Source organism: Paraburkholderia hospita (genome assembly GCF_002902965.1).
Taxonomy (GTDB): Bacteria; Pseudomonadota; Gammaproteobacteria; order Burkholderiales; family Burkholderiaceae; genus Paraburkholderia; species Paraburkholderia hospita.
The window spans coordinates 2,406,107-2,424,623 of the sequence record NZ_CP026106.1 but is presented as its reverse complement, the minus strand read 5'-3'; the positions used below and the strand labels follow the sequence as shown (position 1 = coordinate 2,424,623).

General features: G+C 61.5%; 17 protein-coding genes. 10 read left to right on the top strand and 7 right to left on the bottom strand.

Annotation, left to right across the window (positions count from 1 at the left end; genetic code table 11):
* The first annotated feature begins 188 nt into the window (after positions 1 to 188).
* Positions 189 to 1,550: an MFS transporter gene (locus tag C2L64_RS29295; RefSeq protein ID WP_007580858.1), complete on the top strand. Its 1,362-nt coding sequence runs from the start codon at positions 189 to 191 to the stop codon at positions 1,548 to 1,550.
* Between the two features lie 67 nt (positions 1,551 to 1,617).
* Here the strand turns inward: C2L64_RS29295 and C2L64_RS29290 are convergent, their stop codons facing one another.
* Positions 1,618 to 2,169, bottom strand: coding sequence for a 4-hydroxylaminobenzoate lyase (locus tag C2L64_RS29290; protein ID WP_039900296.1), 552 nt, complete (start codon positions 2,167 to 2,169; stop codon positions 1,618 to 1,620).
* A 393-nt stretch (positions 2,170 to 2,562) separates the two neighbouring features.
* Between C2L64_RS29290 and C2L64_RS29285 the strand changes: the two genes are divergently transcribed.
* From C2L64_RS29285 to C2L64_RS29255, 6 genes are all read left to right on the top strand, one after another.
* The gene (locus C2L64_RS29285; RefSeq protein ID WP_238554586.1) at positions 2,563 to 3,054 is read left to right on the top strand and encodes a methyltransferase family protein; all 492 of its coding nucleotides are present in this window, start codon (positions 2,563 to 2,565) and stop codon (positions 3,052 to 3,054) included.
* A 347-nt stretch (positions 3,055 to 3,401) separates the two neighbouring features.
* Entirely contained in the window at positions 3,402 to 4,532 is a 1,131-nt protein-coding gene (locus C2L64_RS29280; RefSeq protein WP_007580851.1) for a porin, read from the top strand.
* A gap of 218 nt (positions 4,533 to 4,750) precedes the next feature.
* Positions 4,751 to 4,963: a 30S ribosomal protein S21 gene (gene rpsU / locus C2L64_RS29275; RefSeq protein WP_039900353.1), complete on the top strand. Its 213-nt coding sequence runs from the start codon at positions 4,751 to 4,753 to the stop codon at positions 4,961 to 4,963.
* A 304-nt stretch (positions 4,964 to 5,267) separates the two neighbouring features.
* Positions 5,268 to 5,471: a cold-shock protein gene (locus C2L64_RS29270; protein ID WP_007580847.1), complete on the top strand. Its 204-nt coding sequence runs from the start codon at positions 5,268 to 5,270 to the stop codon at positions 5,469 to 5,471.
* A gap of 191 nt (positions 5,472 to 5,662) precedes the next feature.
* The gene (locus C2L64_RS29265; RefSeq protein ID WP_035539594.1) at positions 5,663 to 5,887 is read left to right on the top strand and encodes a hypothetical protein; all 225 of its coding nucleotides are present in this window, start codon (positions 5,663 to 5,665) and stop codon (positions 5,885 to 5,887) included.
* A gap of 434 nt (positions 5,888 to 6,321) precedes the next feature.
* A complete protein-coding gene (locus tag C2L64_RS29255) occupies positions 6,322 to 7,164 on the top strand; it encodes an oxidoreductase (protein WP_007732441.1) in 843 nt (280 codons plus the stop codon).
* 125 nt (positions 7,165 to 7,289) lie between these two features.
* On the opposite strand, the gene C2L64_RS29250 is transcribed toward C2L64_RS29255, so the two are convergent.
* Together C2L64_RS29250 and C2L64_RS29245 are read right to left on the bottom strand one after the other, a co-directional pair.
* Positions 7,290 to 9,533 (bottom strand): SulP family inorganic anion transporter, encoded by a 2,244-nt coding sequence (locus C2L64_RS29250; RefSeq protein WP_407671786.1) that lies wholly within the window; start codon positions 9,531 to 9,533, stop codon positions 7,290 to 7,292.
* Positions 9,534 to 9,718: 185 nt separating this feature from the next.
* Positions 9,719 to 11,341, bottom strand: coding sequence for an NAD(P)/FAD-dependent oxidoreductase (locus tag C2L64_RS29245; RefSeq protein ID WP_007580839.1), 1,623 nt, complete (start codon positions 11,339 to 11,341; stop codon positions 9,719 to 9,721).
* An 838-nt stretch (positions 11,342 to 12,179) separates the two neighbouring features.
* Here C2L64_RS29245 and C2L64_RS29235 point away from each other — a divergent pair.
* Together C2L64_RS29235 and corA are read left to right on the top strand one after the other, a co-directional pair.
* Positions 12,180 to 12,932 carry a hypothetical protein gene (locus C2L64_RS29235; RefSeq protein ID WP_007580835.1) on the top strand — a complete coding sequence of 251 codons (753 nt, stop codon included), beginning with the start codon at positions 12,180 to 12,182 and terminating at the stop codon, positions 12,930 to 12,932.
* Positions 12,933 to 13,577: 645 nt separating this feature from the next.
* Positions 13,578 to 14,549 (top strand): magnesium/cobalt transporter CorA, encoded by a 972-nt coding sequence (corA, locus tag C2L64_RS29230; protein WP_007580833.1) that lies wholly within the window; start codon positions 13,578 to 13,580, stop codon positions 14,547 to 14,549.
* Positions 14,550 to 14,769: 220 nt separating this feature from the next.
* Here corA and C2L64_RS29225 read toward each other — a convergent pair whose 3' ends face one another.
* Both C2L64_RS29225 and C2L64_RS29220 read right to left on the bottom strand, forming a co-directional pair.
* Complete coding sequence (locus C2L64_RS29225) at positions 14,770 to 15,921, bottom strand: MFS transporter (protein ID WP_007580831.1); 1,152 nt, start codon at positions 15,919 to 15,921, stop codon at positions 14,770 to 14,772.
* A gap of 34 nt (positions 15,922 to 15,955) precedes the next feature.
* The gene (locus C2L64_RS29220; RefSeq protein ID WP_007580829.1) at positions 15,956 to 16,738 is read right to left on the bottom strand and encodes a DeoR/GlpR family DNA-binding transcription regulator; all 783 of its coding nucleotides are present in this window, start codon (positions 16,736 to 16,738) and stop codon (positions 15,956 to 15,958) included.
* Positions 16,739 to 16,942: 204 nt separating this feature from the next.
* On the opposite strand from C2L64_RS29220, the gene C2L64_RS29215 reads away from it, so the two are divergent.
* Positions 16,943 to 17,734 carry a PhzF family phenazine biosynthesis protein gene (locus C2L64_RS29215; protein WP_007580827.1) on the top strand — a complete coding sequence of 264 codons (792 nt, stop codon included), beginning with the start codon at positions 16,943 to 16,945 and terminating at the stop codon, positions 17,732 to 17,734.
* Positions 17,735 to 17,811: 77 nt separating this feature from the next.
* Here the strand turns inward: C2L64_RS29215 and C2L64_RS29210 are convergent, their stop codons facing one another.
* Together C2L64_RS29210 and C2L64_RS29205 are read right to left on the bottom strand one after the other, a co-directional pair.
* On the bottom strand, positions 17,812 to 18,111 hold the full coding sequence (locus C2L64_RS29210) for a hypothetical protein (protein ID WP_007580826.1): 300 nt from the start codon (positions 18,109 to 18,111) through the stop codon (positions 17,812 to 17,814).
* On the bottom strand, positions 18,108 to 18,482 hold the full coding sequence (locus C2L64_RS29205) for a phage holin family protein (protein WP_007580824.1): 375 nt from the start codon (positions 18,480 to 18,482) through the stop codon (positions 18,108 to 18,110). The genes C2L64_RS29210 and C2L64_RS29205 overlap by 4 nt, the downstream gene beginning before the upstream one ends.
* Positions 18,483 to 18,517: the final 35 nt, after the last annotated feature.

The window sequence follows — 18,517 nt, the reverse complement described above, 5'->3', positions numbered from 1 at the left end:
ATTCAACCCGAACGCATCGCGCGATGCTTGCCACGCCGCGCGAGGGGCATGTGCGCGCCGCGTGCGTGCTTCGCCGGGTTGTTGGCCGTATTTGGCGCTCTTAACCTTGGCCCCCGATAGATCGGCGAGGCACGCAGCAAGCGCTGACGTGGCGACGCCGGCAATTCAATCCCATCAGTGAGGATGCAATGGAAGAGACCCGGACTGTCGATATACAAGCGCTCATCAACGAGCACCCTTTCTCCCGCTTTCAGTGGCTCGTATTTGCGATGTGCTTCGTCATCGTGCTGATGGATGGCTTCGATACGGCTGCGATCGGCTTTATCGCGCCTTCGCTGCTGTCGGAGTGGCATATCGGCAGGGCGGCGCTTGCGCCTGTGCTGAGTGCCGCACTCTTTGGGCTTGCTTGCGGCGCCTTACTTTCAGGGCCTGTGTCGGACAGGTGCGGTCGACGCCTCGTGCTGACCTTGTCCGTGCTGCTGTTCGGCGTGGCGTGTTTCGCTTCGGCTTACGCGCAGGATTTGACCGCACTGACGACGCTGCGTTTCGTCACTGGCGTCGGACTCGGCGCCGCGATGCCGAACGCCGTCACGCTGATGAGCGAGTACTGTCCCGACGGCCGACGCGCCACGATCGTCAATCTGATGTTCTGCGGATTCCCTTTGGGCGCTGCTCTGGGTGGATTTCTCGCTGCGTGGATGATTCCGCAGTTCGGCTGGCGCAGCGTTCTGCTGCTCGGCGGCGCAGTGCCGTTGCTGCTTGCCATCGTGCTCGCGCTCAGGTTGCCGGAGTCGATCCGTTACATGGTGGAGCGACAGCAGCCGGTAGAGAAGGTTCGCAACGTGATGGTTCGCATCAGTGCGGACGCACGTTTTGCGCATGCTTTCGTCATGCAGGAATCCGTCAGGCACGCACCGGGAAGTGGCGGCATTCGTATCGTGTTGTCGCGTTCATTCATTCTCGGCTCCGTGATGTTGTGGCTGTGCTACTTCATGGGCCTCGTCATCTTCTACGGACTGGTCAACTGGATGCCCGTTCTTCTCAAGGACGCGGGACTGAGCCCGCAGCGCGCCGCGCTCGTGTCCGCGCTGTTTCCGCTGGGCGGCGTGGGTACGGTGCTATGCGGCATGCTGATGGACCGCTTCAATCCCAATCGCGTCGTGGCCGCCGCTTATGCATTCGGTGCGATCAGCGTGTATGCCATTGGACAGGCAGTCGGCGATATCGGCCTGCTGATGTGCGCGGTGTTTATCGCCGGTGTGCTGGTGAATACCGCGCAGGCGTCGATGCCCGCTCTCGCGGCTGCGTTCTATCCAACGGCGGGACGCGGCACAGGTGTCGCGTGGATGCTTGGCGTCGGGCGCTTCGGCGGAATCGCGGGTTCGTTTCTCGTCGCGGAGTTGTCGCGGCAGCAGGTCAGTCTGCCAGGCATTTTCACGGTCGTTGCGGTATCGGGCGCGGTAGCGTGCGTGGCCCTGTTGATCAAGCAGGCGACGTGTTCGAGCGCAGGCGTGCAGGATGTGGCGGAGGGCGAATCGCTCGCGCACTAGTGGTGAACTGTTGAAGCTGGATGCGATTGCTGCGAGCCTCTGTTGAGGCTCGCAGTGTTTGTGCAGTTCAGTGTACGGGCGGCGTGATGTCGTATGCAATGCGTCCCGAGGGCAAGAAGAACAGCGCGATCACCGCCCCGCCTTTTGCCTCGGGAAAGTGATGGCTGCCTGGCGCGGGCGCGGTCCAGCCGCCGTAGCACCATCCGCTTGGGCCGGCGAGCGCGGCGCCTTCGTTGAGCGGCACGACGAGATTGAACTCGCCATAAGGGTGCGAGTGATAGTCGCCGCGAAACGCGTCTTCAGGGTTGTTCTGCCCGTTGTCGGTACTGTCCATCAGCACCGCCGTGATGCTGAAAAAGAACGTTTCCGCAGAAGGTGCGACGAGCCGCGCACGCCGGTATTTCGGGCCGGAAATCTCGACATCGGCCGCCCAGCCTTCTTCGACGCCGAGTGTAATGAGGCGGGCGAGATCCTTGTACAGCTCGCTATCGACGCCGTATTTCGTGTTCAGCCATTGCTCGACCTTGACGCCTGTGGTCATGTCTCTCACTTCTTCGAGAAACGGCAGACAACGTGCTACGAGCTGGTCTTTGGTACTTGTAGTGGGGGTTTGAGACATTGCGTTTCCTCCGTGGATTGAGTGCCTTGCACGTCTGCTCCGCCGCGGCGATGCGCGCTTCCGATGTGCTTGATGGCCGTTTCAAGATGCCATAGCCATACCGCTCGAAGAAGCGAAACTATTGCAAGTCCACAATGCACGTTATTCATAGTGCGGTCGCTCATCTTGAACAGCGCGAGATGGACCGCGCGCTATCGCGTGCAAGCCGAAGTTGCCGATGTTCCATTGCGCGTTGTGAGAACATGCCGGTCCACAATGTTCACTGCATTTCCAGCTATGCACTTCACCGGTTCCGATTTCTGGCGATTCTTTCCTCTCGTTCATGCAGGTGTGTTTGGCGCAACGGCTGTTGTCGGGCGCATGTTGATTGCGCGAACGAACCGACACGACGCCGTGTCATTCTCGCGCGGTGCATCGGCCCACGACTTTGTCGCGCGATGCTTCTATTTTTGGCTACCCATCGTCGACGGGTCGTTTCTGGTGTTTTACGGCATCACTGGCGAACGCGGACAACTCGTCGCGCAATGGTTCGATCAGGAATGGACGCGGTGGATTGGCGTCGCGTGCATGGCTGTTGCGCTGATATGGGTGGTTTGCGCTCAGACTACGATGGGAACCGCGTGGCGAATGGGCGTCGATACTCGCACGCGAACCGAACTGATCACGACAGGCCCGTTCGCGCTGTCGCGCAATCCCATCTACCTCGGCATCCGCGCAACGATACTGGGCCAATTGCTGGTGGTGGGAACGTGGCCTGTGCTGATGATCTGGGCGATGTCCGAGTTGCTCGTCCAGATTCAGGTCAGATTCGAAGAGGCGCACATGTTCCGGTTGCACGCGCAACGGTACGCCGACTATTGTTCGCGAGTCAGACGCTGGCTTTGACATGCGATTGCTCAAGCGAGCCGCACCCGCCGATTCGGCGCGTTCAAGATTGGATTGAATACATTTCACGTTCGAATTTTTCATCGCGCTACGTGTGCGCATCATCTCTGTATCAGTAGATTTGTCCCGCGTATCGCGCTGTCGATAGAAGAATTGCCACCCGATCGAATCGAATTCGAGTAGCAAAATCCTTCCGCTTTTTCCTCGTCGCTTCGATCTGCATGGAGGCGTTGAGGTTTTCCCCGTTGTTGCTTTTATTGTCCAAACCTAAGCTCGCCTGGCATGCACTCATCCGGAGACGGTTAAGTTCGTCATCCGAAATAATGATTCGCGGTCAAGGAGACTTCATGAAATACGGCAGGGTTGCGGCATTGGCAGCAGGGCTTTTCAGCGCGTCCGCATTTGCGCAAAGCAGCGTCACGCTTTATGGCGTGCTGGACACGGGTATCGAGTATGTTTCCCATGCAAATGCCGCAGGTGATCATGTCATCCGTATGCCGGGCATCACGGGCGAACTGCCTTCACGCTGGGGGATACGCGGCGCCGAAGATCTTGGCGGCGGACTCAAGGCCGTATTCATTCTCGAAAGCGGATTCAACCTGCGCGGAGGCGATTCGGGGCAGGGCGGACGGCTGTTCGGACGACAGGCGCTCGTTGGACTCGAAGGGCCGTGGGGTTCGCTCACGTTTGGCCGTCAATACACGATGTCGTATTGGGCGATGTCGGATGCCGATATTCTCGGGCCGGACATTTACGGCATCGGCGCGCTGGATGCGTTCTTGCCGAACGCGAGAAGCGACAACACGGTCGTCTACAAAGGCAAGTTCTATGGATTCACATTCGGCGCGTCCTGGTCGTTTGGACGCGACGGCGCGGGGACGGGCAATTCTCCAGGGCAGGGGACCTGCGCAGGACAGGTGCCCGGCGATGTGAATCAATGCCGCGAATGGAGTGCGATGCTGAAGTACGACGGCACCTACTTCGGCGTGGCCACAGCGTACGACGAACAACGCGGCGGCACGAATGCAGCGGCAAACTTCTTCGATGGCGTCGCGCCGTTTGCGATTCGCGGCAGCGGCGACAAGGATGCGCGTCTGCAGGCAAACGGCTATGTGAACGTCGCGGGCGTGAAGCTGGGCGGCGGATGGATCGGCCGCCGCGTCGAATCGAACGGACCGGGTGGCGACGTGCGCTCGAATCTGTTCTACCTCGGCGCGCAATACTATGTGACGCCCGTACTCGCTGTCGATGGAGAGGCCTACCGCGTCGTCGTGCAGCAGCAGGACGCACGCGCAACGTTGGCGAGCCTGCGCGCCACCTACTTCCTGTCGAAGCGAACGGCTGTTTACGGCAACGTCGCGTACCTGTGGAATAGCGCGCACGCGCGCTATTCCGTCAGCGCGGGCGGCGGCGGCACGACGCCCGCAGCGGGCATCGGCCAGCTCGGCGCGATTGTCGGTGTCCGGCATTCGTTCTGAAGAGGCTGGCTGCAGCGACAATTTTTGTCGCAAGAATCCACTGCGATCGGTCCATGCGGCGGGGCTCCCGTTGCCTCGCTCCCGGCGAAGACTGTGCAAATTACCAGACGGTCTGGAGATTTCGCGTGTACAGTGAAGTGTCTTCTGCCGTCTGCATCGGACGACGCGCTAGCTATGCGCGGCTTTTTCATCAATCGAATCAAGACTCAAGGAACGATCTGACTACCGTCATCCCCAAACCCAATGAGCCCGTCGAAGTTGCGCTTCGACGTTTCCGCCGTGCAATCCAGAATAATGGACTGATCGCGGAGTTGCGTGCGCGCACGGCGTATGAAAAGCCCACCACGGAGCGCAAACGCAAGAAAGCCGCCGCGGTGGCCCGGTTGCGCAAACAGATTCGCCGCGCGCTGCCGCCAAGGAAGCTGTATTGACCCCGCGTCGTCAATCTTCGTGTGGCTTCTGAGGCGCTTGTCTGGCGAGTGGCGGCTCAGCGGAGCGGCTCGTTTCGATGACGTTGACTGGCGCCGGGTCGAGAAATACCCGGGCCAGTTTCACTGAAACCTTGCAATTGTGGCGCACAGGTGTTAATGTGCCCCGAAGTTCAAGAAGTTCGATTGCTGTTCATCAATAGTTCCGTTGCCCCTCGGCGGTATTCGTTGTCCTCTCCCTCCTTGATCCTTTGGCTCCAAACTCTGGAGCGATAATCTCTTCAATTTTTCTGTTTCAAGGATTCGTATGGATACCGGTACTGTAAAGTGGTTTAACGACGCAAAGGGCTTCGGCTTCATCTCCCCGGATAACGGCGGCGACGACCTTTTCGCGCACTTCTCCGAAATTCGCGGCGATGGCTTCAAGAGCCTCGCTGAAGGCCAGAAGGTCAGCTTCGAAACGAAGCGCGGCCCCAAGGGCGTGCAAGCTGCAAACATCACGCCGGTTTAAGGCGTAGCAGTGCGGGGCCCGATCGCGGCCCCGATTCGTTTTATCCCTGAAGTCCACGCTCCACGTCTCCCGCACTGGCGCTTGCCAGTCGCATCTTAAACGGCGCGAAGCCGCCTCTGTCATGCTGGTTGCCGTCTCAGCGGCACATGCTTTCCAGGCGTGACTAATACAATTCAAAACATCAAAGACAAATGCAAAATACAACAACCCAGCAATACGGGGGTTATACCGTACGTCCGTCTGCACATTGCTTGCCCGATGGTCTGTTTTCCGCAAATCTGCTGCTCGAGCGCGATGGCGCGCGACGCTCACCGAATCAATACGAATTCTTTTCGCTCGACTATTTCGCCGACGAGGCCGACGCGGTCGATTACGCGCGAAGCTGGGCATGCCACTGGATCGACACTCGCGGTTGATGTGAGTCGGTAGCAAGCCGAACGGACTTTATACGAGTCCTGATTCACCGGTCTCCGCGAAATATGCACGTGCTCGAAACGAGTATCCAACGCGTGTGCGGGCAGTTCGATATATATCGGACGACGGTTCTAGCTCATGGTCATTTGACAATCTGAATACCGCGAGCATCGCGTAAAGACGATCGCTTGCGAACCACGTCGCGCGCCGATTCAATTCGCGAGCCGGCCAAGGTAATACCCCAGTCGCTCTTCAATGTCGCCCGGCTTGTGGAACCCACGGGCGAGCAGAGCCTTGATGTACGACTTGTTCCCCGCCCGAAAAACTGAATTGATCGCCACTCGATGCAACGGCCAGCCTGGCGCAAGTACAGTGTCGTCACCGGGTAAGCGATACCCGGTCCTATCGACAATCACGCATTGGCAAGGTCGTTACCATGAGCAAATCTCGGCAACGGGTGTTCCTGATTACGGGGGCGAGTTCTGGGTTTGGGCGCGCTTTTGCGCAAGCTGCGCTGTCGGCCGGGCACGTCGTCATCGGCACGGTCAGAAGCGAAGCGGCGAAACACGCGTTCGAGCAACTGCAGCCGGACCGTGCTCACGGTGTGGTGCTCGACGTAACCGATTTCGCCAAAATCGACGCGGCCGTTGAAGGCGTGACTGAACGAACCGGGCCGGTCGATGTACTCGTCAACAATGCGGGGTATGGCCACGAGGGCACGCTCGAAGAATCTTCGCTCGAAGAACTGCTGCATCAGTTCAACGTGAACGTGTTTGGCGCCGTTGCGATGATCAAGGCTGTCTTGCCATCCATGCGCGTGCGCCGAACCGGTCACATCATCAATATGACGTCGATGGCGGGCCTCACGACGTTTCCCGGCATCTCGTACTACAGCGGCAGCAAGTTCGCCCTCGAAGGGATTTCCGACTCGCTGGCCCAGGAAGTTCGCGGCTTCGGCATCAGCGTGACGGCCGTCGCGCCGGGTTCGTTTCGCACCGATTGGGCGGGCCGCTCGATGGTGCGCACTGAACGCAGCATTGCGGACTACGACGTGGTATTCGATCCCGTTCGCCAGGCCCGCCAGGCGAAGGACGGCAGACAGGCGGGCGACCCGGACAAGGCTGCGCGCGTGCTGCTGGATCTCGTCGAACATCCCGATCCACCCGTCCACCTCCTGCTTGGTAGCGATGCGTTGAGTGTTGTACGACGAAAGCTTTCCACGATGCAAACGGCTATCGACGCGTGGGGAGACGTAAGCAGATCAACTGACTTTTCGTAGGCTGTGCGTTTCCTATTGCGCCGCAAGCATCAAGGCGACCGTCAAGCTTCATTGCCATCGCTAACGGCTTTCGTCGAGAGCGATCCAGCTGACGGCGGCTAGCACGCCTTTAACACCCAACACGATCAATACGCGGCGCGCAGCGCTTCATCGGCAACAGCGAGCCGCGACGCAATCGTCTTGACCAGAAAGCGGTGAAACTGCTGTGCGGTGACGGGGTCTTCGCGTTCGAGCGCGAGCAGTGTGGGCACCGACAGACGGTGAACGCGCGTCGCCGTTTCGGCGATCACATCGGCGCTTCGAGTGGTCTGCGTGTACACGGCCATTTCGCCGACCACCGTGCCGGGGCCGAACGAGCGCAGCCGCACCAGCCGGCCGTCGGGCAGCGGCAGCGAAACGGCGACGCGTCCGCGCTCGACGATATACAGCGCGTCGCCCGGCTCACCGCGCGAAAACAGGTGCTGACCTGCGTCGAGATCGCGTACTTCGAGGCACTCACACAGCCTTTCCAGCGCAGGTGGCGTGAAATGCGGAGCGAGCGTCGTACGGAAATTCTGTTCGCCCGATGGCTGCATCGCGGAACCCGATCCGAGCAGCGTGTCTTCGATCCATTCGAGACCCGCATCGAGCGTGGCGAACTCGTGTATCCGCAAGTTCAGCGTACCTGTCCTCACGAGCAGACTGCGCGAGCGCGCCGGCAACGCGGTGAGCACAAGGTCGGCGCCCGATGACGCGCATAGTTGCCGCAGCTTCACGAAGGCGATCGATACCGACGCATCCATGCCGTTGGTCGACGCGAAGTCGAGCACGATGTAGCGCACGGATACGGCATCTTTTGCTTCGAGCCGTTCGCGCACGCGTTGCAGAATCGAATTCGCGGTGCCGAAGAACAGAAAGCCCTGCAGGCACATCCCGCACACCTGCGTGCCGAGTTCGCGCAAACGCGCGGCATCCTCGATACTGCGCTCGACGGTCGAGGTGCGCGTGGTCGCATCGAATGCCATGCGCACGCAGCTAACGCGTCCATACAGCAGCGTGAACATCACACACGCGGCAATGACGCCCGCGATCACGCCCGCAACGACGCCATAGAGCGCCACGACGGCAAGCATGCCGGGCACGAGCGCGTACTCGTACCAGCTGAGCCTTGCATACGCACCGATCAGCCATTGCATCAGTAGCCGCAGCCCCATGAAAAGCTGCAGCCCGACCAGCACGGGGACGGGAAAGAGGGCCACCAGATCGGGCGATACCATGAGCGCAACAAGGCACGCGAGCGCCGCGAATACGCCCGCCATGCGGCTCGTCGCGCCGGCGCGCGCATTGAGCATCGAGCGGTTGTACGACTGATAGCCGACCATCCCGCCCAGCAACCCGCTCGCGATGTTGGCAAGGCCCGCCGCGCGCATTTCGCGGTTCAGGTCGACGTCCTCGCCTGTTGCCGCGCCGATGGCCGTCGAGTTCATCAGGATCGTGATCGCCGACGCAGACGTCACGACGAGCGTCTCCGGCAGATGCGCCGCGATCGCGGCCCAGTCGATGGCGCCATTCGCGAGCGGCGCGGGCATGTGCATATCCGGGAAGAAGTGCAGCTTCACGTGGGGCAGCAGCAGGCCCATGTTGCGCGCATCGTCGATGGAGAGTCCGGCGAAGTGCAGCGAAAGATAGAACAGCACGATCCCGCACGCGAGCACGAATGGCAGCGCGGCAATGTGCTGCCGGCCGCGCGTGAGAACGGTGGTGAGCACGCCGATGAACAGCGCCGGCATCCACGCGAGCCAGTGCAGATGCGTGATCAGGGGCAGGGTGTGCCACTGCGGCGACGCGCCCGTCAGCACGCGGAATGCGCCCGCCAGCAGCAGATAACCGGTGCCCGCCAGAAATCCGCCGACTACGGGATACGGCAGGAACTGCAATGAACGGCTGCGCTTCGACGAACCGATCGCGTACAGCACGATGCCCGTCATCACCGAACACAGGGCGATGGCGATCAGTACAGTCAGAAGAATAGTTTGCGGCGAGCCGCCGTCGGCACGCACGCTGCTCGCGACGCCTGCTGCCACGCCCGCGAGAAATGCCGTCGCGTTGCTGTCCGGCCCGGCGATATTCAGGCGCATCGAACTGGTCAGCGCGATCACCAGTGCCGTGACGATGCAACTGACCAGCGCGGTAGGCACGCCGAGTTCGGCGTAGCGCGCGAGGTCCGCGCTGAAGATCAGCGTGCCCAGGCTCATCGCGTAGCAGAGCATGACGAGCGTCGAGACGGCGCCCGCCGTCAGGTCGCCGAGCAGGCCGGCGGTCGTCATGCGCGGTGCGGCACCGCTTGCAGACGCAGACTCGGACGCGGAACCTGTGGTACCTGGCTTCACGGCGCTCCCCCGGAACGCGCGGCGCCGGGCACGAGGGGGCGACCGCGCGACCCAGTATCCGCCGGCCGTCTCGCGCCTGTCAAACCGCCGCTACACGAGCGCCGGCCCCCGGGTTTTCATGCTGACATTCGAATGTCGGCTTCACTGAGCTATGGGACCTTCGCGCGCCGATCCTGTCCGGCACTTCAGGGCATGTGCGCCGATGTCAGATTGAGTGCCAACGCTTGCGCCACTTCGATGCCGTCGATGGCCGCCGAATAGATACCGCCCGCATACCCCGCGCCTTCGCCGGCCGGATACAGACCGTCGACGTTCATGCTTTGGAAATCGTCTTTGCGTCGAATCCGCAGCGGTGACGACGTGCGCGTCTCCACGCCGGTGAGCACTGCATCGTGCATCGCGAAGCCTGCGATCTTCTTATCCATCTGCGGGAGTGCTTCACGGATTGCTTCGATCACGTAGTCGGGCAGCGCGGTGCTGAGGTCGGTCGGGCGCACGCCCGGCTTGTACGATGGCACCACCGCGCCAAGCGATGTCGACGGCCGGCCGGCGATAAAATCTCCGACCAGTTGACCCGGCGCGTGGTAATCGCCGCCGCCGAGTTCGAATGCGCGCTCTTCCCATTTGCGCTGGAACGCGATGCCGGCCAGCGGACCGCCGGGATAGTCTTCCGGCGTGATGCCGACGACGATACCCGCATTCGCGTTGCGCTCGGCCCGGGAATACTGGCTCATGCCATTGGTGACCACGCGGCCCGGCTCGGAGGTCGCCGCGACCACCGTGCCGCCAGGGCACATGCAAAAGCTGTAGACGGCCCGTCCATTACTGCAGTGATGGACCACCTTGTAGTCGGCCGCACCGAGTTGCTTGTGGCCCGCAAACTTGCCGAAGCGGCTGCGATCGATCAGCCCCTGCGGATGCTCGATGCGAAACCCCAGTGAAAAAGGCTTGGCTTCCATATAAACGCCGCGATCGTGCAGCATCTGGAAGGTGTCGCGCGCGCTGTGGCCCACGGCCAACACCACGTGATCGCAACGCAGCGTTTCGCCGTTCGAGAGCTTGAGCGAGCGCACTTTGCCCTGATCGATTTCGATGTCCTCGACCCTGGTTTCGAAGCGCACTTCGCCCCCCAGTTCCTCGATGTTGGCGCGCATTTTTTCCACCATGCTGACGAGGCGGAACGTGCCGATGTGCGGCCGGCTCAGATACAGGATGTCTTCCGGTGCGCCCGCCTTGACGAATTCGTCCAGCACCTTGCGGCCATAGTGGTGTGGATCCTTGATCTGGCTGTATAGCTTGCCGTCGGAAAACGTTCCGGCCCCGCCTTCGCCGAACTGCACATTGGATTCCGGGTTCAGTACGGACTTGCGCCACAGGCCAAAGGTGTCCTTGGTGCGCTCGCGCACGGCTTTGCCGCGTTCGAGGATGATCGGACGGAACCCCATCTGCGCGAGGATAAGTCCTGCGAACAGGCCGCACGGCCCCATACCGATCACGACCGGGCGCAGGGAATCTGCGTGCTCGGGAGCCTTCGCGACAAAGTGGTACGCCATGTCCGGCGTCGGTCCGCAATGCGGCTTGCCGGCCATCCGCTTGAGCGCGGCGGCTTCGTCTTTGACTTCGACATCGACGATATAGGTCAGCTTGATGTCTGAGCGCTTGCGTGCGTCGTGCGCACGGCGGAACACGGTGTAACGGAGGAGCCCGTCTGCCGGCACGCCGAGATCCGCGAGGCGCGCGCGAATCGCGGCTTCGAGATCGCTCTCGGGATGGTCGAGCGGGAGTTTGACTTCGCTTAGACGTAGCATGAGTACTGAAATGTGATCACCACGGAATCGTGGCGGTGTTGAAACAGGTGGAGACCGGCATGCTGATGGCGGCGTTGTTCGCTACGTGGGCATCCCGGATGCAGACCTTCCATCGGCGGAAAAAGCTGTACGCGGGGCTGCAAACTGACCAGGCCGGACAACTCAAGCAACTTCTTCACGATGAGAAACTGAAGCGAGCATGGGTGGGGAAGGTTGTTCCGCCCCGAAGTCATCATCAGGCAAGCACGCGACCGGATCGTACGATGACCGGGGGCACATGAAAGGGGGCAAGCCTGTCCATCGAACGATCCCGCCAAAGCCGCCATCTTGCGGCGTCCCATTGCCAACCCGGAAGGCGATGAAGCTGATGCAAGCCTGGACGCCGAAACCGCCTGCCTCATAGACGCCGACGCGCCGCGCTAACCCCGTCCTGCCCGGGCGCCCGGCAAATTCCGTGGAAATTCGACCGGCGACCTGCCGTGCCACGCCTTCCGCCACCGCGTCTCCAGCCCTCTATTATAGCGGTGCAAGCGGGTGGCTTGTGCGAAGCCACGCCATGTGGGCGTGGCCGCGCTCGTTGTTCAAGCTGGCCAGCCTGAGCACCTATACATGAACGTCGCGCAGAAGACAGCCGCCAGAGGCAAAGGATCATAGCGACGTTCTACGCACACAGTGTCGCTTTCCGGGGCGCAGGTCGGGTCTGTATTTGGTTCACCAGGAGTGGTGCGGGAAGGCGCCCGCGGAGCTACCAGGCATGGCAGCGCGCTTCTGTCACAATAACGCTCGGCCATTTCGCTGACGTACCGTCGGCAGCGCCTTACAACTGAGCTTCCCGTCAATGCGCATCTTCGGAATCAGCCTTTACGTCATCATCGCCCTGTTCTTTGCGGTGCACGCCGTGCGCAACCAGCAGAACATGTACTGGCTGCTGATCCTGTTTCTTTTCCCTGGTCTTGGCAGTGCGGTCTACTTCTTTGTCATTTACTTGCCCTCCCTGCGCCAGTCGCGTGGGGCAAGGACGGCAACGAGGGCCATTTCACAGTTTGTCGATCCCAACCGGGCGGTGCGCGAGGCGCGCACGTATTTCGATCGCGCGCCGACCGTCGAGCATCGCATGCGTCTGGCTGCCGCGCTTCTCGCTGCAGGAAATGCCGCCGAAGCCCTGGAGCATTACCAGGCAGCGGCCAGCGGGCCATTCTCATCCGATCCGGCTCTGCTCCTGGGGCTGGCGCGTGCGCAGTTTGCCAACGGCAATGCTGCGGCCACGCAGGAAGCACTGGAAAAGCTGTTCGCCGCCGATCCTCTCGCCCGCCGGCAGCCGGAGCCTGCCTTGTTGCATGCGCGGGTTCTGGCCGCGCTTGGCGCGCCAGGCACACGCGCCGCGTTCGATATCGCGCTCGCGAGCGCAAGCGACGCCGCACCGCGTTGCCTGTACGCCGATTGGCTGGCGGCGCAGCCCGATGAGGCCGACCGCCAGCGTGCGCGCGAACTTTACGCTGAGATCGTGCACGATGCCAGGCATTGGCCACGCCACGCCCGCGAACATAACAGCGAGTGGCTGCAACGGGCCCAGGCCGCCCTAAGCCGATAATCCACGGGCGACCTTCGCAAGCGACGGGATGTGGGCATTCGGGCGTCTGTCCGCCCGAAAGAAGTGGCCATTCAAATTGTGGGACGGGAGGCACTTCATCGGCCTGAGGCGACCGGTGGTGGCCCTGACTGCGCCACGCGGAAGTGTTCACGTAAGCGGTCATCCGGGCGCGGATGACTTATCGAATGGCTCCGATCGGTGAACGCCGCAGGCTGCCCGATCTTTCCCGCCATCTCCGGCGCGCCTGCGCCACAGCTGACCAGATGGTGGGCGACCATCTCATCGGCGTGGAGACCAGGATTCGCGATCTGACGCGGCTTCGAGAGGCGCTTCGCGAACTCAGTGCACGCTCCGGCCGCACGGCTCGACGTTGCTGGCTCTGGATCGTCGCCAGATGACGTCTGCGCACGGTCAATTCTGGAGCGCTACCTTTTTGTCAAAACATGTGCCGCCGGTAACGCCGTGCATGCTCCACCTGGTTGGGCCCGCTTTGCGACTGTTCGCGATGGCTTGACCGTGCATCTGGTCGCGACGCTACGTCGGCGCCCACGTTGATTGCAGTTTGACAGACTGGGAACCTGGCTCATCAGCACGCGACCTGGAACCCAACCGAGGATCCATCGAGACAACACGAAGGAGCAGAAAATGGGCATGGTCGTCAACAGCATTGCTTACCGGGCGGGTCGACGCTTGGGCGACGTCACCATCGACGACATCAGCGAGGTGTTGAAAGAGCCGGACACATTCGTCTGGGTGGGCATCTGGGAACCTGACGACGAATTTCTGCGCAAGATCCAGGAGGAGTTCAGCCTGCATGACCTTGCTATCGAGGACGCGCTCCAGGCACACCAACGGCCCAAGATCGAGGCGTACGGCGACTCGCTCTTTATCGTGGTCAAGACCGCGCAACTAGTAGATGGTGACGTGCAGTACGGCGAGACTCACCTGTTTGTGGGGACAAACTTCCTCGTCACGGTTCGACACGGCGCCTCGTCAAGCTATGCCGCCATTCGTACGCGTGTAGAGGAGAATCCGAAGCTGCTGAGCAAGGGTCCAGGATTCGCGCTGTATTCGATACTCGACTTCGTGGTCGATAATTACCTGCCGATCGTCAGCCGGTTCGAGGAGGAACTCGACCGCATCGAGTCGGACATGTTCAAGTCCGACTTTGACCAGGTGGCAGTTGCGAAGCTATACGACCTTCGGCGCCATCTCCTCAAACTGCGGAATGCCGCAGTTCCGATGGACGACATTTGTAATCAACTCATCCGGTTCCATGAAGATATTGTTCCGAAGGAATTGCGAGCCTATGTGCGCGATGTCCAGGATCACGCGCATCAGATAACGACCATTACGGACGACATGCGCGAGATGCTGACTAACGCCATGCATGTCAATCTGGCGCTCGTGTCTGTGAGGCAGAACGAGGTCGTCAAGCGACTGGCCGGGTGGGGCGCTATCCTCGCAGTACCAACGGTGATCTTCAGCCTGTATGGGATGAACTTCGAGAGCATGCCCGAACTGAAAACTGCCTGGGGCTATCCGGTGACATTGTTTGCCACGGTTACGGGTTGCCTTGTGCTGTTTCGGAAACTCAAGTACGAGCGTTGGTTGTGAAAGTCACTCTGTCTGACCGAGGACATTCGAACATATCGTGTGGGGCGACATAGACAGAGCGTGCAGACGGACATACTGAAGTTCGGAGATTTGCCGGTTGCCGGCGAACGGCAAGGAGAGCTGCTGCAAGCTCCTCCCGTCAGCACGCGATTGATTGGACACGCAATTGCTCAGTGCGCTACGTCAAACCCGATCGCACGCAAGCCAACGTCACATAAGTTCACGACAAGTCCACTTGCGACCGTTTCGCCGTAACCAACCGGGCACAACACGGCACAAGACAAAGCAGAGCAGCCAACATCCAGAATGCCCCCGGCAGTCCCACTCCATTCGCAACAAACCCCACACCCGCCGGGCCGACGAGATTCCCCGCATAACCGGTCGTCGTGATCGCCACGACAGCGAGCGCCGATGGCATCGCGCGTTGCGAGCCCGCCTGGCGAAACAGCACCGGCACCACGTTGGATGCGCCAAGACCGATCAACAAAAAGCCTGCCATCGCAATCGCCGCGCTCGGGGCCGTCAACAGGACAACAAAGCCGCCCATCGCGACCCATCCACCCCAGAACACCATGGCACGGTCCCCGACGCGTGCGGTCACCGCGTCGCCGCCCAGTCGGCCAGCCGTCATCGCAACCGAGAAAATCATGTAACCGACTCCGCCTTGCGCAGCAGCCACCAGTCCCGCGCCCGTGATCAGCAGCGCGCTCCAGTCGAGCAGTGCGCCTTCGACAAGAAACGTAATCGCTGTGAGGCCGGCAAGCACCAGCACGATGCCGCGTGGCGCGACGAATAGCGGACCTTCTTTCGCGTGAGCCGTTTCGATCAGCCGTGACCGTGCAAAGGCGATCGCGCCGAGCATCAGTACGGCGCATAGCAATGTGCTTTCGAGCGGGCCGATGTGCATCGAAAGAAGAAAGGTCATTACCATCGATCCAGCAAAGCCACCGATGCTGAACAGCGCATGAAACCCCGACATCAAAGGCCGGCCCTCCGCCCGCTCGACATCGATCGCGTGGATATTCATCGCGACGTCGAGCGAACCGAGCGACGCGCCGAACGCGAGCAAGGCAATACCCAGTGTGAGCGGTGTGCTGACAACGGTCAGAAACGGGAGGACGACGGCCAGGCCGAATCCCGCCGCGACGATGATCGGCTTGCTGCCGTATCGCGCGCTGAGCGCGCCTGTGATCACCATCGCGATCACCGATCCGAGGCCGAGGCAAAGCAGCAGCAGGCCAAGCACGCCGTCATCGACGCCAAGCCGCTGCTTGGCGAAGGGCACGAGCGGCGCCCAGCACGCGACACCGAATCCGGCCACGAGGAAGGCAAGGCGCGTCGCGAGTCGGGCGGCGGGTCGGTCGAACGTCATTGTCACAGGTGTCCTGAATGAGTTGGCCGCGCGCTCACAGGCTGGCGGGCGGCTCGGCCTTCACAACCGACGGGCCGGATTTCGACAGGGCCGTACGCTCCGCGCGCGGCAGGTCGTGTTCGACGATCACGCATTCGATCGCCTTGAGCGTGGCGACCCGATGAGGCGCACGGGCGTCGAACTTGTCGGTGAGCGCGAGTACCACGCTGTGCTCGCTGGCCGCGAGGACCGCGCGTTTGAACGTCGCGTCGGCGAGACCGAATGCGCTGATCCCGCTCTTCGGCGATATTGCACACGAGCCGATGAAGCATCGATCGATATTCAACTGGGCGATGGCCTCCACCGCGCTCGCATCGACGCATCCGCCCACGGCCGGATCGACCGATCCACCGATCATGATGAGATGCAGATCGGAGCGGCGAAGCACGGCAGCGGCGATGTCGATGGAATTGGTCGCCACGGTGAGTTCGCTTTCCTCCGGCAACACGTCGACGAGCGCGAGATTGGTGCTGCCGCTATCGAGGAACAGAAGCTCGCCTGATTGAATCAACGGTACGGCTGCACGAGCCAGCGCCGACTTGCGCTCGCGCGCCAGGTCCATGCGGGCCGCCATTGGTGCGGACGCGGGCGTGATCGGCAACGCGCCGCCATAGACCCTGCGGCAGCGGCCTTCCGTTGCCAGCGCGCGCAGGTCGCGACGGATCGCGTCTTCCGAAATATTGAATTCAGCAGCGAGCGCGGCCGCGACGACAGGCTGGCCTTGGGCGAGCCGGTTCGCGATCTCGTCGCGTCGTGCGAGGGGGATGTCGTCATTCATGTTTGCATCATATCGTGCATGAACAAGAATGTAAACGTGCACAAACGTGCACGGATCGATCAAGACTCCGCGATCAAAAAGCCAGGTGGGATCAGTTTGTCGTCAGCAGCGGACTGGAGCCGTCGAGGCGGTCGACTCAACCCAGTGTGATGGAATGCGCGATAATTTCCACCTCCACGCAATTCGACACCGACACGACCGACAATGAATATCCATCGCATGCTTTGCTTCGGCCGCAATGACGAGAGTGGCAACGCTGCGATCGTCGTCGAGGACTCTGCTCTGGCTGAACCGGAGCGGATGAAGTTCGCCCAGCGGCAAGACGCAAGCGCTACGGTGTTTGTGGAAGCGGATGCGGCCGGTGACATGCAGCTCGACTACTACTACCCGCATGCCCGCAGCCCTCTTTGTCTGCATGCGACGCTTGCGGCGAGCGCGGTTTTCTTCGAGCGGCACCCGGACATCGGTCGCGTTCGGTTCGTCACGAGCATCCATCGGCAGACGCTCGAGGTCGAGCGCGTTGACGAGGGAATCTTCGTCGGCGTGAAGGCGCAGCCTTGCCCGGCGTTGACCAGTCATGTCGCGGAGACGGCGCGGTTGCTTCGCGTCGAACCGGCTGACGTGATTGGTACACCCGGACTCGCATCGGTGGGGAGCCCAAAGCTGCTGGTAGAGGTGGCGGAGCAATCCGTGCTGGCCGCCTTGCGCCCTGATCTCGAAGGCATTGCAGAATGGAGCCGCAAACACGGCGTTTCGGGCATGTACGTGTATTGCCGCCTTGATGACGGTATCTACGCGGGGCGGAACTTCAATCATCTCGACTCGCGCTTCGAAGATGCTGCGACGGGGGTGGCGGCTGGTGCGCTGGCCTTGTCGCTGAAGCGAAGCATTACGCTGCTGCAAGGCGACGCGCTCGGCCAGCCGTGTACGCTCATGGCGCGATACGCGGACGGGACGGTGCAAATTGGCGGGCGAGCGATCAGGACCGCAATCTGACACGTCCCGCCATCGCGCTGAGACGGACAGTTTCGTCAATACCCTGGACGCTTCTTCCGGGCGGCGAACCGCGACGCTCAGTTCCCCGCGACACGCCGTACCGTCTTCGCGATCCACGCAACGAGCCCGTTGCGCACGACGACGCCCACGATCCTGCGTGGCCCTATGACCAGCGAACCGACAAGCACTGCCGCGAGCAGCGTGACGTTCGGCGCTGTCGATACCAGTTCTCGTGCGCGCATCGTCAATGAAGGCCTGCTGGCGCCTGGAACCAGGCGCGCTGCTTCCCGCGCGGCAACCAGGTTCGCGCGCGATACGGCCATTCGCGCCCGCACGTCGGATTCAGCCGCGGCAAGCGCCGCCAGTCGCGAAGTCATTTCAACGCCTCCTTGACCGCTTGAAGGTCGTGGTGAATTTCATCCTGAAGCACGCGGAAAGAGCGCACCGGCTTTTGTGCACGAACGACGATGAAGGAAATCACGCACAACAGCAGCCACGCCGCTGCGATCGCCCACGCCACCTGAACGAAGTACGGCGTGGACAATGCCGTAGCGATGACCGCGATGCAAAAGAATGACAGCGCAAACAATCCCGCGACCGCCAGCGCCACGAGCGCAATCACTTCGCGAGCGAGCTGGGCACGCGCCTGCGCCAGTTCGATGGAAATGAGTTCGCCGTAATCTGCCATCCGGTCCATGCAGAACCGGCTCACGGTGCTCCACTGGTTCACTTTGGATTGGATCGACATCTCACGGCTTCCTGAAAAGAAGGGTGGCCTGCGCG